Annotated in this window: 16 protein-coding genes; 8 read left to right on the top strand and 8 right to left on the bottom strand. The window is 59.9% G+C overall.

Annotated elements, in window-relative coordinates; all coding sequences use genetic code 11:
* Positions 1 to 3: 3 nt before the first annotated feature.
* The 3 genes from AC1DZQ_RS11785 to AC1DZQ_RS11775 all read left to right on the top strand — a co-directional run bounded on the left by AC1DZQ_RS11785 (position 4) and on the right by AC1DZQ_RS11775 (position 2,194).
* Positions 4 to 675, top strand: a complete 672-nt coding sequence (locus AC1DZQ_RS11785; protein WP_476963681.1) for a hypothetical protein — start codon at positions 4 to 6, stop codon at positions 673 to 675.
* Positions 676 to 830: 155 nt separating this feature from the next.
* Positions 831 to 1,445 (top strand): hypothetical protein, encoded by a 615-nt coding sequence (locus tag AC1DZQ_RS11780; protein WP_476963680.1) that lies wholly within the window; start codon positions 831 to 833, stop codon positions 1,443 to 1,445.
* Between the two features lie 311 nt (positions 1,446 to 1,756).
* A complete protein-coding gene (locus tag AC1DZQ_RS11775) occupies positions 1,757 to 2,194 on the top strand; it encodes a hypothetical protein (protein WP_476963679.1) in 438 nt (145 codons plus the stop codon).
* Between the two features lie 748 nt (positions 2,195 to 2,942).
* On the opposite strand, the gene AC1DZQ_RS11770 is transcribed toward AC1DZQ_RS11775, so the two are convergent.
* The 5 genes from AC1DZQ_RS11770 to AC1DZQ_RS11750 all read right to left on the bottom strand — a co-directional run bounded on the left by AC1DZQ_RS11770 (position 2,943) and on the right by AC1DZQ_RS11750 (position 4,978).
* A complete protein-coding gene (locus tag AC1DZQ_RS11770) occupies positions 2,943 to 3,230 on the bottom strand; it encodes a helix-turn-helix domain-containing protein (protein ID WP_476963678.1) in 288 nt (95 codons plus the stop codon).
* Positions 3,231 to 3,244: 14 nt separating this feature from the next.
* The gene (locus tag AC1DZQ_RS11765; RefSeq protein ID WP_476963677.1) at positions 3,245 to 3,388 is read right to left on the bottom strand and encodes a hypothetical protein; all 144 of its coding nucleotides are present in this window, start codon (positions 3,386 to 3,388) and stop codon (positions 3,245 to 3,247) included.
* A 79-nt stretch (positions 3,389 to 3,467) separates the two neighbouring features.
* Entirely contained in the window at positions 3,468 to 3,911 is a 444-nt protein-coding gene (locus tag AC1DZQ_RS11760) for a hypothetical protein (RefSeq protein ID WP_476963676.1), read from the bottom strand.
* A 163-nt stretch (positions 3,912 to 4,074) separates the two neighbouring features.
* Positions 4,075 to 4,326: a hypothetical protein gene (locus tag AC1DZQ_RS11755; RefSeq protein WP_476963675.1), complete on the bottom strand. Its 252-nt coding sequence runs from the start codon at positions 4,324 to 4,326 to the stop codon at positions 4,075 to 4,077.
* Positions 4,327 to 4,618: 292 nt separating this feature from the next.
* On the bottom strand, positions 4,619 to 4,978 hold the full coding sequence (locus tag AC1DZQ_RS11750; protein ID WP_476963674.1) for a hypothetical protein: 360 nt from the start codon (positions 4,976 to 4,978) through the stop codon (positions 4,619 to 4,621).
* Between the two features lie 381 nt (positions 4,979 to 5,359).
* Here AC1DZQ_RS11750 and AC1DZQ_RS11745 point away from each other — a divergent pair, with 381 nt between their 5' ends.
* Positions 5,360 to 7,081 carry a hypothetical protein gene (locus AC1DZQ_RS11745; protein ID WP_476963673.1) on the top strand — a complete coding sequence of 574 codons (1,722 nt, stop codon included), beginning with the start codon at positions 5,360 to 5,362 and terminating at the stop codon, positions 7,079 to 7,081.
* 228 nt (positions 7,082 to 7,309) lie between these two features.
* Entirely contained in the window at positions 7,310 to 8,002 is a 693-nt protein-coding gene (locus AC1DZQ_RS11740; protein ID WP_476963672.1) for a DUF4145 domain-containing protein, read from the top strand.
* 386 nt (positions 8,003 to 8,388) lie between these two features.
* Here AC1DZQ_RS11740 and AC1DZQ_RS11735 read toward each other — a convergent pair whose 3' ends face one another.
* Positions 8,389 to 8,751, bottom strand: coding sequence for a phage terminase small subunit (locus AC1DZQ_RS11735; protein WP_476963747.1), 363 nt, complete (start codon positions 8,749 to 8,751; stop codon positions 8,389 to 8,391).
* A 563-nt stretch (positions 8,752 to 9,314) separates the two neighbouring features.
* Between AC1DZQ_RS11735 and AC1DZQ_RS11730 the strand changes: the two genes are divergently transcribed.
* The 3 genes from AC1DZQ_RS11730 to AC1DZQ_RS11720 all read left to right on the top strand — a co-directional run bounded on the left by AC1DZQ_RS11730 (position 9,315) and on the right by AC1DZQ_RS11720 (position 10,760).
* Complete coding sequence (locus tag AC1DZQ_RS11730; RefSeq protein WP_476963671.1) at positions 9,315 to 9,731, top strand: hypothetical protein; 417 nt, start codon at positions 9,315 to 9,317, stop codon at positions 9,729 to 9,731.
* Positions 9,732 to 9,817: 86 nt separating this feature from the next.
* Complete coding sequence (locus tag AC1DZQ_RS11725) at positions 9,818 to 10,006, top strand: excisionase family DNA-binding protein (protein ID WP_476963670.1); 189 nt, start codon at positions 9,818 to 9,820, stop codon at positions 10,004 to 10,006.
* Between the two features lie 193 nt (positions 10,007 to 10,199).
* Positions 10,200 to 10,760 carry a hypothetical protein gene (locus AC1DZQ_RS11720; RefSeq protein ID WP_476963669.1) on the top strand — a complete coding sequence of 187 codons (561 nt, stop codon included), beginning with the start codon at positions 10,200 to 10,202 and terminating at the stop codon, positions 10,758 to 10,760.
* Between the two features lie 107 nt (positions 10,761 to 10,867).
* Here the strand turns inward: AC1DZQ_RS11720 and AC1DZQ_RS11715 are convergent, their stop codons facing one another.
* Positions 10,868 to 11,008 carry a hypothetical protein gene (locus tag AC1DZQ_RS11715; protein ID WP_476963668.1) on the bottom strand — a complete coding sequence of 47 codons (141 nt, stop codon included), beginning with the start codon at positions 11,006 to 11,008 and terminating at the stop codon, positions 10,868 to 10,870.
* A gap of 2 nt (positions 11,009 to 11,010) precedes the next feature.
* Positions 11,011 to 12,945 (bottom strand): hypothetical protein, encoded by a 1,935-nt coding sequence (locus AC1DZQ_RS11710; protein WP_476963667.1) that lies wholly within the window; start codon positions 12,943 to 12,945, stop codon positions 11,011 to 11,013.
* Between the last annotated feature and the right edge of the window lie 60 nt (positions 12,946 to 13,005).

The following is a 13,005-nucleotide window of genomic DNA, read 5'->3' as shown; positions in this document are numbered from 1 at the left end:
CCAGTGACCAGTGTGACCTTGGCGATTCCGGCGGCGATCCAAGCAGGCCTGGACAGTGGCTCGCTTGTGCGATGGGGAGGGACTATTCGCGATACAGCAGGGCTTATCGTCACGTATCTGGACGATGCGCCTGTGACTCCTGGCTTTGTGGAGACCCTCTTGGAGCGTTCTGCAGCGGCTGTTAAGTTGGTGCCCGCCAAGCCCGCCATGATTATCGGCGGGGCAATCTTTGCGGTGGGCGCGGTGGCCGGAGGGGTAGCTATAGTCGCGAAGAGGATCCAGGAAAACAAAGCCCCTGAGCCTGAGTGCGTAGCAACCTACAACACCTCGTTGAGCAGATACTTGAAAGCGGTTCGCGACGGCGACCTTGATGCAGATATTGTCGGCCGGCTCATCGCTGACCTGGATGCCGTAAGAGCCTATGCCGATGGAAACGGCCGCAGAATCAAACTCGACTTCAGGGACAAGCAAGGACAAGCGCTCTTGGAACTGGTGGCTGAATACACCACGAAACTTGCCGAGGCGAACAGCCGTGACCTGGCTCAACTCTTGGAACAGGAACGAGTAAAGGAACCAAGCGAGCCACAGGAATCTGGGAACGATGCTGTCGAGGACCTGCGTCGCAATCTGGCAGTCCAGATGAAGATCTTCTGCGATGCGGCAGAGTTCTTCTGATCTGGCGTAACCGAAGGTACAGCCAGCTGAAGATGCAGTGCGGCATCGTTAAAATGAAAGGCCAGCCTGGTGACGGGGGGGCTGGGCTTTCTCGCCTCCAACACAGCCAAGGGCGGTTACCGGGTGAACGGTTACTGGGTTGGTAATCTTCGGCTATGGGAATCTTGGATGGTGCTGCAGATGGGCTCAATCTGAGGCTGGAGATCCTCGGGGTGCCAGCGCCGATAGCATTCGCTTTGGGCCAGGTGGCCTACATTGCCCCGCGGAAGCGTGCTCGCGAGCTACCGCCAGCCGTGGCGACAAGATCCGAAGTCACCTGGCTGGTGAGCGAATACGAAAACGAACTGCGGCAGCACCGGGATGAGTATGCGCGTATGGCACTGATCCAAGGGCTATGCACCCGAGTGTTCGGCCAACGAGGCCCCGAGGTTTTTGAGCTCGGGTATCCCGCGGGAACCCTTCCCCAAGCGGATAAATCGGCACAGCGGACCGGCGGCCAGGTCCGCCGATTTTCTGAAGTCCACTTCGGTGTCCCCGACGAAGTCTCCATAGAAGATTTGGACAGGCTCATGGCGCGGGCAGACGAGTCCGTCAAGCGCACGGCAATTGAGTCGGAGTACACGCCGGTGGAGAACCTTGAGGACGCGATGGGAGAGGTTCTTACAGCCTCCGAGGCGAAGCGCCGCGGGCTTGCAGAGAGCCACTGGCAGTTGAATTTCCTTCCAGACGACACGTGGGTCTGCATCGCGCAGGTGGATGCGGTTAAGTAGGACTGCGACGCGGGATCGAAGTAGCCGCCGGAAGTCGGCAACTACCGGGGATCCTACGAATTTATCCTTCGGTATCCGTCGCGGTCCAAGTTTATGGCCGGCGGCGTCCGCCTGCGCCGCGTTGAGGTGTTTAACAGTTCGGTAGGAGATACGTCTCCGGCAGCTTAGGAGTAAATTTGCACGTTTTCAACGCTCCTCCAGGTTGGCCGACGATGCCGCAGGGATGGATTCCCGAGCCGAGCTGGAGGCCGTCGTCGTCTTGGCCGGCGGCTCCTACTGGGTGGAATTATTGGGTGCCACAAAATCTCAAGATGATGCCGCTGGACCTGACACGGGAGATCCATCTGGGGCCGGTGAGTCAGCTTTCGCTGAGCTACCTTGAAGATGTCGGCCGCTCGGCGGCCGATGCTGTGGCGTGGCGGGTATGCGCGTTGGGAATTCCCTCGGACAAGATCCCCTTGGCGACCTATCTCCGGTTCATCGATGAAACGGAGACAGCGCTGCAGGAAGCGCGCCACCGCGTCTATTCCCTGTTGCTGGACGACGCGAAGGCGTGGGTTAGCAGCCTGCGGGCCGGCTCGACAGAGTGGGAGGCCGCATGCCGGGTGATCCGACCCGTCCTGGACAGTCGGGACGAATTTCTGGACGTTTCCCGATCCCGTGTGCGCGCTGTTTTGCAGGCTGCCGGTTCTGAAAGTCACAGTTATGGTCAGACGCAGCAGCGGCCGCGTGCCTCTCACGGGCTGTGAGCCCTTGGACAGAACGAGGCGCCCGTAATCTCCGCCCGATTGCATACTCTCGTCAGAGCCTAAGGATCTCCAGTGCCCCTATATCGGCGGCGTCGAGCAGTGCTGTTGAGTCTACGCCGGTAGCCCAGGGCAGATGGTTCAGTATTGGAGGACCCTGGCGACGGTGATGGCCATAAGCTCTATTTGGTCGGTCCAGTTGAGCGGTTCCGTGTCGTCAAAATATTTCATGCACGCGCCCCTCCAAGACAGGTACTTCGGATTCTTCGGCGGCGTGCCGCATCAGCGCGTGGGCTGCCAGATCCGAGTTGTCGTAGATGAGGTCCATGGGCGAACGGTGCATACCCCGCTGGCGTGGCCAAGAACCGGTATTCGACGACGCTACGTCCGCCTTCCTCTGTTCCGGGGAAGAAAAGAACCGGTGAGCCGGAGGGCCATAGGTGCGGCGAAAAGTTAGCCGCTGGGCACGCGCACTGTGTGGAAGTTTTGCCAATGCTTTGCCGATGAGTCCATTCGGGACAAAAGCAAAGGCCCTGCTTCCCTTTGTTTACAAGGGAAGCAGGGCCTTTCTCATTCGCGGTGACGGTGGGATTTGAAACCTCTCCTTAGCCAGCGCTGGCAAGGAAAACCTCTAGAATCCGCGGAAGTCCATCACCCAACATAACGGCATTTCACGGTGGATGTGGGCAAAATGTGGGCAAAATGTGGGCGGCAGCAAAGACAGGGATCGATCATCTGCCCTGTCGTGGGCCTAGTCAGGCGCAGCACCCGGCTTGTTCCTCCGGTTTGCTCGAGTCCCAATACGCGGTCGGGCCCGGCGAGCCCCGCTGGCGGCAGTTGGGGTAGCCTCCTGGTTCATCGCCGTAATCGCTTCGAGGTCTTCCGGGGAGAACCGAATCTCGGTACCAAAGCGATGGCTGGGCCAGCCCTGTTCTTTCTTCAACCGGTACGCCGTACTCCGGCTGATCTGGAACCTGGCGGCAACTTCCGCAAGCTTCAGAAACTGTTCCGGATCATCCTGTCGAGGCGTCTCTGTCATGGCGTCGATTCTAACTACGCTTGATGGCAGTTACAGCCGCACCCGGGGGCTGGCATGAACTCGTAGTCAGGCTCTAGATCCTCGAAAGGTGAGAGGACAGGAACCGCCAGCATCTCATCGAGCATCTTGCCCACCGCTTCAACATCAATCTTCACCACGGCAGGAACACTATCCGCCAGGAACGACAGAAACCCCGCCAGCATCGTTAGTTGGCGGGGGTCCTTCTTCGTCAGGTGGTTAGCGGATTTTGTGCCGCGAGGCGATTATGGAGGACTTGAAGCTTCCATTGGTGCCGGTGACACGGACGCTGACCGTCTTGCCCCTATCCGCGGTCCGTATTTTGTACGTGGAGTGCCATGCGCCGGAAATGGGGACTCCGTTGCGCAGCCAGCGATACTTCAATGTTGTCCCCTTCGCCCACCCATAAACTTTGTCCGCCTTCAGCGTTGATCCGACAAAAGGATCATTCTTGAAGATGGCCCAACCCGGTCCGGACATGTACGGGCCCTGGACCCCGGGAGCATTCTTCGCGCAGTAACCCGTGAAGCCGACTTCCTTGTAGTAGGTCCCGGCAGAGCAGGTGGTGGCCTGGGCCGGCCCCGCTCCGGCGAGGCCGATGAGTGCTGCCGCCGTAACGGTTGCGAGTGCGGCTGATGCCCTGCGGACTGATGCTGACTTCATGATTTCCCCAAATGACTCGATGAACCGACACGGTCCAGTAATCCCTATCGGCACAACCGGGACGGATGTAATGCGGGAGACAGCTACGTCGGCAAGAACCCCGGCAGGAACGATAAATCCCCGCCAGTCGTGATGACTGACGGGGATTTTCCGTGCGTGGTCGTTAGTAGCGGACGACGTACGTCCTGCTGAACCGATAGCTGACCTTGCCGTTCAATGTGCCCTTGACGCGGACGACGAACTTATCGCCTTTGCTGTCCACGACCGGCGGCCCCCAGACCTTAGTGGTTTCATTCCAGCCGCCCGCGAAGATTTTGCCGTTCAAGAACCAGCGGTATTCCAGCTTGGTGCCCTTGGCCCAGCCGTACTTGTTCGCCCGCAGGATTGTTCCTGGGGTGACGTAAACGGTGGACACGCCGGCTGTGCAAGGCGCGGTAGTTTGGGCACATGAGGCGGGCGTGCCTCCGTTGGCGCTGGCAGGGGCCGCCGCAGCGAGCGCGCCTGCTCCCAGGGCAATAGAAAGGACGGCAGCGGCTGCCGCTTTACGGAAGATCGATCGTTTCAATGCTGGCACGGTTCCCCGCACCTCCTGTCGGTGGTTGGCAGATAGCTTTTGGCTGCTGAACGCTTCCGACATACACCGTCTAAGGCGCCCCCAAGCCCTGAGTATAATCACAAGGGTCCCACTGGCATCAAGGGTGGCCGGCCTAGGCGGGCAGGAACCCGGGCAGGCGGTTCGCCCACTGGATCCCGCGCAGGTGTTCGGGGCAGCGCCGATACTCCTCGATGTCCCAGTCCGAGTCAGTCACGCGCTCCACATTGCCGGCAGGGATCCAAGCCCAATGCCCGTGCCGCGCTTCGTCTGCCCATCCAACGAGGATGTAAGAGGGGTTCCAGCGTTCCGCGACGGCATAGACACGAACCGTTCCGCCGTCAGCAAGGGGCAGGGTTGCGAGCACCTTGGGATACTTCCCGTACTCCCACGACTTTGTCTCGTCCGGTGAGTGCCCCGGATCCGGTTTCAGGTACACGTACGTTTCGCCGTCGAGCGTGAAGGATGCTGACATGCGGTAAATATATCTGTCGCCTGTCAGCATCGCGCCCACCGCTTCAACATCTATCTTCACCACGGTTGGAACAATAGGCGCCCGGTCTGACAATTGACGCCCCCAGCGGCGGCCAATTCTGCAACTTCGTGGCATAGTTCTCTCAGTTGAAAGTCGAAGTTTCTAATATTGGGGGGATTCGTGTCCACATTTTGCCGCGCTACGTCCGTCGCATCCTGGACCCGGCGGATCGCTGTCGCAGTCGCCGCTACGGTAGCCGTTACAGCCGTCGGCGTCGCGCCGGCCCGCGCTATAACCGAAGACAACGAGGGCCCCATAATCCTCAACGCGTCGGTTTCGCACCAGAAAATTGACGTCGTCGACGGGCCTGTGCAGGCCACGGTGCGGCTCGAAGTCCAAGACCTGGGCTCAGGTCTGGCCACCGGATTCCCATGGCTCGATCCCCAGCCGGACTACGGGTCGGACCCTATCTCGGGCCAAGCGATGGCATTGGTCTCCGGTGACCGGTTCCATGGAATCTACGAAAGCACCTTCACCTTCCCGGAGTTCATCAGGGGCGGCGATTGGTATTTCGTGCCGCGCATCCTCGACGTTGCTGGCAATAACCTGCCGCACAGTGGAATAGATTCCTATGACAGCATCGGGGTTGTTCCGACGGTCGTGTCTTTGGGAGACAACGATGCGCCAACAGTGGCGGCCTCACTCACGAGTCCTAGCATCGTGGACGTCACTGACGGTCCGGCCAAGGTGGTCGTGAACGTCGAGGCACGCGATAGTGGGATTGGGGTTCCATCCAACGCGACCGCACAGATCATGGCCACGCATGACAATGCAGGGTACGGATGGCGCCCAAAGAATTCGTCTACCGACTCTCACAGGGCAATATTCAAAGCGACCTTCGATTACCCGAAGTACGATGATGTTAACTCGGTGCTGGGCTCGTACACATTCTCAGTCGGCTCCGTCACCGACTCCAACGGCAACATGTCGCGTGGCCTTAGCGCCGGTCGCGTGATTGTGGCAACCCGACCGCTGCGAGCCAAGCTTCCCACCCTGACTGCAAGCATCGGAAGCGTCAAGGCGACCTGGGCAGAACACACCGACCTGCTCGGGATCCAGGAGTACGAGACCGAATTCACCGGCGCGGGCATCGTGCGCAAAGTCCGCACCGGTGCTACAGAGGCGTCCATTGGTGACCTGCCGGACGGTACCTACGCCGCGCGGGTACGGGCCAGGAATCAGCTCGGCTGGGGAGAGTGGACTAACGCTTCGGCCCCTGTGGCCTACATCCCCGCTCCGTTGACCGGCAGCACACCCACTGTCCTCGGCACGGTAAAGGTAGGACAGACACTCACCGCCAACCCCGGCGCGTGGACAACCGGCACTACGTTCGCTTACCAGTGGCTGGCCGGCGGTCTCGCAGTGTCCGGCGCGACCGGTTCCACCCTCGTGTTGGGTCCGGGTCAGGCCGGCAAGGCCATCGCCGTGCGCGTCACTGGTTCCAAAACCGGCTATGTAACCTCTTCTAAGATCTCTGCCGCAACGGCAGTTGTCGCTAGGGGCTCATTGGCGGGGGTCCCTCCGACGATCACAGGCACTGCCCGCGTCGGATCCACACTGACCGCAAACCCGGGGCTGTGGTCACCGGCCCCTGTAACCCTGTCGTATCAGTGGTACCGGTCCGGGGTGGTCATCACTGGCGCGACTCTTTCGACCTACAAGTTGACGACGTCCGACCTCGGAAAGACCGTCACCGTCAGAGCTGCTGCCAGCAAATCCGGATACAACTACACCTACAAGACCAGCGCCGCAACGGTTCCGGTGGCGACGAACGTTTTGACCGCGCCGAAGCCGGTTATCCCTGCCGCCGCTGCGGTCGGTCAGACCCTGACTGTAAAAGTCGGTGCCTGGACACCGACGGTCTATCTTAGGACGTATCAGTGGAAACGGGATGGAATAAGCATTCCGGGCGCGACCGCGAGCTCGTATAAGGTCGTCGCAGCAGACCTGGGTGCCGGGCTTTCCATCGCTGTCACCGGACGGAAAAGCGGCTACCTGACAAAAACGGTCACCAGTAACAGCACTGGGCCCGTGACGAAATAGCGAGCAAACTAAGGGCTTGCGTTAACTTATGCCCGCCCACGAACCCCCGCCAGCATCGTTAGCTGACGGGGGTTTCCGTTGGCACCCTGCAAGTCGCAAGCGGGCAGGGGGCTTGTCATTTGCACGTCGCAGCACCCTGCCAGTCTCGAGAGGTATGCTCTCGAATCTGGATGTGCCCAGCGGAGAGTCCACCCCGGCATTCGGGGCACTTAATGAGAAATTGAGTTCATGGCCGCCAGGAAACTCCCACCGTTGCCCGAACTTATGGAATTCTGCCAGCTTGTCAATGACCTGGACTCTAAACCGGACACTGACCTTGTGGTCCTTTCTATGGCATATCTGGACACTGTGCTGGAAAAGGCGATCATCAGCGAGCTGATAAACACGAGTGGATCCGTTATCTACAGCCTCTTTGGTCATCGTGGGAGTGCCCTGTCCAGTCTTGCGTCCAAAATAGACGTAGCGGCAGCTCTCGGAGTCTTGTCGGAGTCTGCTCGTGAAGACCTGCACGCGCTAAGAGAGATCAGAAATCTCTATGCACACGCATTTTCTACGCCCTCTTGGGACTCTCTCGACGTCAAGAAATTCATTGACAAGTTGAAGACCACGACGGCGGACCGCTCACAAGGGCCATTCAAGTCAACCCCGTTCAGTGTTCGCGAGGGTACACAGGAAGTGCAGTTCGACGATGGTTTCGGCCGAATTATCGATACGTCAATACACGATCTTTTACTAGACCGAAACGACATAGTCGGCTTCTACTGCAAATCAGACGCGGACCCTGGGATTAAATCGCCGGAGAAGCGTCGCTATCTGGAGTGCTACTGGACCTGCATTTTTAGGCTCATGAACCAAGTCGTAAATCACTGGCCTTCATCTGCGGACTTTGCGGCGTCGCAACAGGCGCCACGGCTCGAATGATTTCCTCGACTGTCGCGCGATACCTATCGTATGGGTCGAATCGGCTTCCGAAGGAGAGTTCATCGTCAAGATCTACGTCCCATCCCAAGACAAGCCGGATGGAATTTAGTGCGGCGGAGTGAAGTTCTTCCGTCGAGCTACCCGACACGTTGACCTCCTTGGTTGTGCTTCCCGTAGTCGTCCGGCCTAAAGCCGCCATCCAGGACGGCCTCCCAAATAGACGGGCCCTCGCCCCAGCCATACACCCGGCCAGCGACGGATACGCGATAGCAGACTCCGCCCTTGAACCATGCGCGGACCTCGCCCGGGGAGACGGCAATCTTTGCTGAACAATGCGGTTAGGGTCCGTACATACCGGAGTGGCTGGCAGGCCCCTAGCCGCCCTCCTACTGCTGCCCATCGCTGATCCTCCATCCAAGTGACGCCATCGCCTTGGGGGTTAATCCAAGGGCCTCTGAGGCGTAGCGGCACTCCTGGGCCACCCAAGCGGAGCCGCCATTGTCACCGACCAGCAACCTGGATTCGTACTGCACAAGCAGGGCCACGGTTCCGCGGCACGAGTTGTCCCATTGCGTAGCCTGCGGAGACTCCCACAGTTCAACCCAGCGGGCCTGTTCTATGTCGTTCCACTCCCGCGACTTCGGAAGATCCGGGACCGGTAGCGCGCAACCCTCCGCCGGCAACTCCACTAGAGCAGCACGGATAGCAGCTGGCTGAGGCCTGTAGGCCCTCGAATTGGGCTTAGTCATATTCTTTTGAGTGCCCATCTAAGGCGCTCCTTTCGTCGTCAAATTGAGGTTGAGCGGTTGGCAGACTTGCTGCTCACCTCCCCGGCGGGTTTTGTGGGGGGCATAGGCCGCCTCCCCCGCCTGGGGGCCTGTGGGGTCCGCTGTGTCGGGCTGGTGTCAGTCGTACTGGTGCGATGCTTTGCCGGCGGCGCTGAGGTTGCAGCGTGCACAGCTTGCACCGAGGTAGCCTGTGCGGTCGTCTGTGTGATCCAGATGCCAGGGCGTACCGGGTTGGATGTACTCGCCGCAGCGTGCGCACCGGACGGTGCCTGTTGCTACTTGTGGTGCGAGTGCTTTGCGGGCGTTGATGTGGGCAGTTCCGTAGCCTCGCTGTGTGGAGGTGCCGCGGGCTTTGTCTGCTTCTCGTGCGTGTGTTGTGCATAGTGACGCGGCGGTGATAGCGGGGCATCCTGGCCGTGCACATATCTTCTTGGCTCTTGCCATGGGTTGCCTTTCTCGTGGGCAGCAATTCGGGTTCGCGTCACGTTCCGGTTATGTCGCTGCTTATGGCTAGTGTGAGCGTTATGAATAATCAGGGGAAAGTTTTCAAAGGGTCATCCATTGCCAGCGTTGTCGGGATAGTCCTGTCCATAGTCCTAATGTTTGCTTTTGGCGGCGTGAGGGGCGCGGCGGTAAGCGTTCTTACCGCCGCGATTGTTGCCCTGCTGGCTGTCGCCGCCTTGGCGATATGCGTTGCCCTTGCCACGTACAGGGAACAAAGCCGGAAGCCCGGAAGCCTGCCGCTCATTTATGCGGTGATTGCCTTCCCCCTTGGGTTCCTGCTCGTAGCCCTTTATTTCGCTAGCTATTTGACGCCACTAATGATGATTGGTTTCGTCGCGATCGCTACCAGCGTCCCGGCCTTGGTGATTGGCATAGTCAAGAAGCTTTCCGTTAAGGGCACGTCCGTTGTTCCTGCCGCCGGCGTGGTAGCCGAATAAATCGCTAGCAGTCCAAAAGCTTTGAACCCTCCGCGGACCTTTTTCATCTCCCCGGCGGGTTCGGCTTGGTGCCTTCTCCTAGGTGGATGGGGTGGGGGTGCCGCCATGGTTATGGTTGTCAGGTGACCGATGATGCTGCGCCGAAGCGCCCGAGGTTCTTGACGATTGAGCAGGTAGCTGAGGAGCTATGCGTTGGCCTGCCGACTGTGCGGATGTTGTTGAAGACTGGCGAGCTGCGAGGGATCCAGATTGGTGGCAAGGGGCTGTGGCTGTAGCTGCGGCTGACCTTGAGCAATACATCGAGCGGGCGTACCGGGTAACTGCTGAGCGGATCGCTGCCGGCGAAGTATCAGATGAGGATCCCGCCTCGTGATGAGGCAGGGTCAAGCTTTGACGTACTACGCCACGATTCGATAACTGTTCGGCCAGTCACAGCGTTGTTGAGTCGCGTCCCGGCAAAGTTGGGTCATGAACTTCAGGCGCACCCGCGTATCGCATACAAGCAAGGTGTCTGGCCGTTGGACCAACAAGAACGCGAAGGACCTGTTCACTTACGAGATGCTTCTCCAGCGCGAGTTGGAACAGGACGCTATGCTCTGGCAGACACCAACCATCGCACTGACGGCCCAGGCCTTCCTGTTGACCATTGCACTGAACCCAACGTCGCCAGCGTTTGCTACATTTCTTTCTGCCGCCCTCGGCCTGGTCGTGGCACTGCTGTCGATGCAACTTATGGCTAAGCACCAGTTCATCGACTCAATGGACAGGGCCCATCTTCACGCGTTGGAAACACGGCTTGAAATAGAACATTTGAGCAACCGTGAGTACTTTTACACGAATGGCGTGTATCGGATCCCGGACTGGCTTGTGGGTCATAAGGCGCCGCGGGCTGAGCATGGCCTTGCTAAGTTCCGGAGCTACCGCGTTTGGATCGCTGGGATGCTGATTTTCGCCGCAGTCAACGTCGCGATAGTTGCCGTTCAGATATGGGCACCAGGACTTCTGGACGTGCCGGCACCCACACCTTAAGGGCACCCACACCTTAAGAATGCTGTGCCCGAAGCTAAATAGCCCTAGCCGCGGGCACAGCGCTAGTGGCGCACCCTGCAAGTCGCAAGCGGGCAGGGGGCGGGTCGTTATTCGGCTGGAGTGTCCGCCGCCTGCTGGTCAAGCCATCCCATGATGATGTTGAACGTTGCGACTTCGCCGCCGGCAAGGTTTGCCCGGAGCAGAAACTGTTTCGTGGCTTCCACGATCTGCTCTGTTGTTGGCTCCATGGCTAGTATCCGATCCATCCGGTGTTGCCCGTCGCGGTGTTCTTGACATAGAGGGAAGGCGTTGCGTCAGCGCCGCCAGTCCTAATGAAGATGTCGCCCTTGATGCCCGTCAGGCTGCCTTCAGGGGCCGTGGAACCTGAACGGATCCGCGGGCCGGTGGTAGAGCCTAGCCGGATGCCGCTGGTACCGGTAACCAGTACGTCAGCAACGGTCAGCGCCTGCGTTGACACTGCCGCCGTCCCGATACCGACCTTGCCTGCTGCGTCGATCTGGAACAGCGGCGTACCTGTCGGAAGGTTGGTGGTCGGCGCAGTCGGCCCGATCCAAACGTAGTTGTCGGTTGGCGCGGTAGATGAACGCATGAGCAGATGAGTACGGAAAGCGCCCGCGATTGCGCCGGCGGTTCCGTCCGCTACCGGATCAGAACTGATCATGAGCCCGAAAGCCATCTTCGCGCCCGTGGATTTGCCCACGATGTGCTGCCCGCCGCCGTTGGTTTCCGTCGTACCGTAGCTTTCGGCCCCAACCTCCAGCCCGACCATTGTGCCCGTGTAAGCGACACCGGGCCGGATGGAGCTGTAAATATTGCCGCCCCATGCGTTCCGCTTCGACGGCTGCGTGATCCACGCATCAGCCCACAGCGACACTGCCGCCCCGGTGTTGACCGTGTCAGCCAGGTCAACACGCGAGACAATGCCGCGGACAGACCCATCCGTCGCGCCATTGAGAAGGTTCACGTTTGCCTGGATGCCGTCAGGGGCCCGGCCCGTCCCATCCGTGGGCGAATCCAACTTCACCTTGACGCCCATGACCGGAACGTCAGTGAGCGTGCCCGTACCCGAGCCGATGTAGACGCGAGCGTTGACCGGGTTGGTTTTTTCAATGCCGATATGCCCGGCAGTCCACGGCACGTAGGAGGCGGACAGATCCGGCACCTGCGCGACAGGAACCTTCGAGCCAGCATCGAGCGAGGCGACACCGGAGGCGGCGCCCTTCTGGGATGCGTCCAGCTTCGGACCTGCCGCGGTTGCGGCGCTGGTGTCAGCAATGGCCTTGACCGCCGCGTTCAATAAGGTCCCGTTGACGCTCACCTTGGCAGCGGTCGCGACGTCCAAAGACGCCTGAGACTGGTAAATGCCTACCGCATCATCTGTGCTGAGCTTGCCTACCGCTACGCCGTCCGCGAGGGCCTGCACTGCCGTGTTGAGCGCTGTCCCGGGGGTTCCAACCTTCGCAGCCGCCGCGGAATCCAAGCCCGCAAGAGGCTGGTAAGTAGCCGTAGCGGCGGTGGCATCGAGCTTCCCCGCAATAGCATCCGCAACAAGGCCCGCAACCTCAACAGCCGTCGCCGTCTCCGGGTCCGCAACGAGAGCACTAATGTTCCCGTCCGTCACCTGCGCCGACGCCGCTGCTGTGGCGGCTGAGGCCGCGGCGCTAACCGCTGCGGCCTGAGCCGAGGCAGCCAGGGCCTCAACCTGTTCCGTGCCAATCCCCGCAGAGGATGGCACCTTGGCGACAGTGATCAGATCCACTTCCATGCCGGAGGGCACTGCGAAGCTGTGGGTTTCCATCCTCAGCGCGGTCCCGTTGACAGGCTCAAAGGTGTACGTCGCGTTCCACGTCCACCCCTCAACCGAAAGGTCAGCGTCATCCGTGGCGATCAGACGCACACCACGATAAGACGGCTTCAGCGTCCCGGGCATCGGAGTGCAAAGGTAGCCCTCAGAATCGAGGACCGCCACAATCGCAGTGTTCAAGATTCCGACAGGGTTAGGGGTTGCCGTCGGGTCCAAAAGATACGGGACAGACGCAATGAACGTAACGAGCCCCTTCACAGGAACGCCATCCGGGTCCTGGTTAACGTCAGGGCCATCCACAACGCCGGCAAGGAACTGACCCGTCACAAGGCCAGTAGCAATATTCGTGGGCAGAAGCATAAAGAATTCCTCAATCTGATTTTGGGTACAAAAAAGCCCGCCATGAGCGGGCCAGTTCTG

Source organism: Arthrobacter sp. P1_C12_2 (assembly GCF_056406415.1).
The sequence above is the reverse complement of the archived record's forward strand: the minus strand, read 5'-3'. Positions and strand labels throughout refer to the sequence as shown.

Excerpts from the sequence above, each read along its gene's own strand:
- AC1DZQ_RS11740 (WP_476963672.1), top strand. The coding sequence starts at position 7,310 with ATGGCCGCCAGGAAACTCCCACCGTTGCCCGAACTTATGGAATTCTGC.
- AC1DZQ_RS11775 (WP_476963679.1), top strand. The coding sequence starts at position 1,757 with ATGATGCCGCTGGACCTGACACGGGAGATCCATCTGGGGCCGGTGAGT.
- AC1DZQ_RS11770 (WP_476963678.1), bottom strand. The coding sequence starts at position 3,230 with ATGACAGAGACGCCTCGACAGGATGATCCGGAACAGTTTCTGAAGCTT.
- AC1DZQ_RS11725 (WP_476963670.1), top strand. The coding sequence starts at position 9,818 with ATGGGGTGGGGGTGCCGCCATGGTTATGGTTGTCAGGTGACCGATGAT.
- AC1DZQ_RS11715 (WP_476963668.1), bottom strand. The coding sequence starts at position 11,008 with ATGGAGCCAACAACAGAGCAGATCGTGGAAGCCACGAAACAGTTTCTG.
- AC1DZQ_RS11750 (WP_476963674.1), bottom strand. The coding sequence starts at position 4,978 with ATGTCAGCATCCTTCACGCTCGACGGCGAAACGTACGTGTACCTGAAA.
- AC1DZQ_RS11730 (WP_476963671.1), top strand. The coding sequence starts at position 9,315 with ATGAATAATCAGGGGAAAGTTTTCAAAGGGTCATCCATTGCCAGCGTT.
- AC1DZQ_RS11710 (WP_476963667.1), bottom strand. The coding sequence starts at position 12,945 with ATGCTTCTGCCCACGAATATTGCTACTGGCCTTGTGACGGGTCAGTTC.
- AC1DZQ_RS11780 (WP_476963680.1), top strand. The coding sequence starts at position 831 with ATGGGAATCTTGGATGGTGCTGCAGATGGGCTCAATCTGAGGCTGGAG.
- AC1DZQ_RS11735 (WP_476963747.1), bottom strand. The coding sequence starts at position 8,751 with ATGACTAAGCCCAATTCGAGGGCCTACAGGCCTCAGCCAGCTGCTATC.
- AC1DZQ_RS11720 (WP_476963669.1), top strand. The coding sequence starts at position 10,200 with ATGAACTTCAGGCGCACCCGCGTATCGCATACAAGCAAGGTGTCTGGC.
- AC1DZQ_RS11760 (WP_476963676.1), bottom strand. The coding sequence starts at position 3,911 with ATGAAGTCAGCATCAGTCCGCAGGGCATCAGCCGCACTCGCAACCGTT.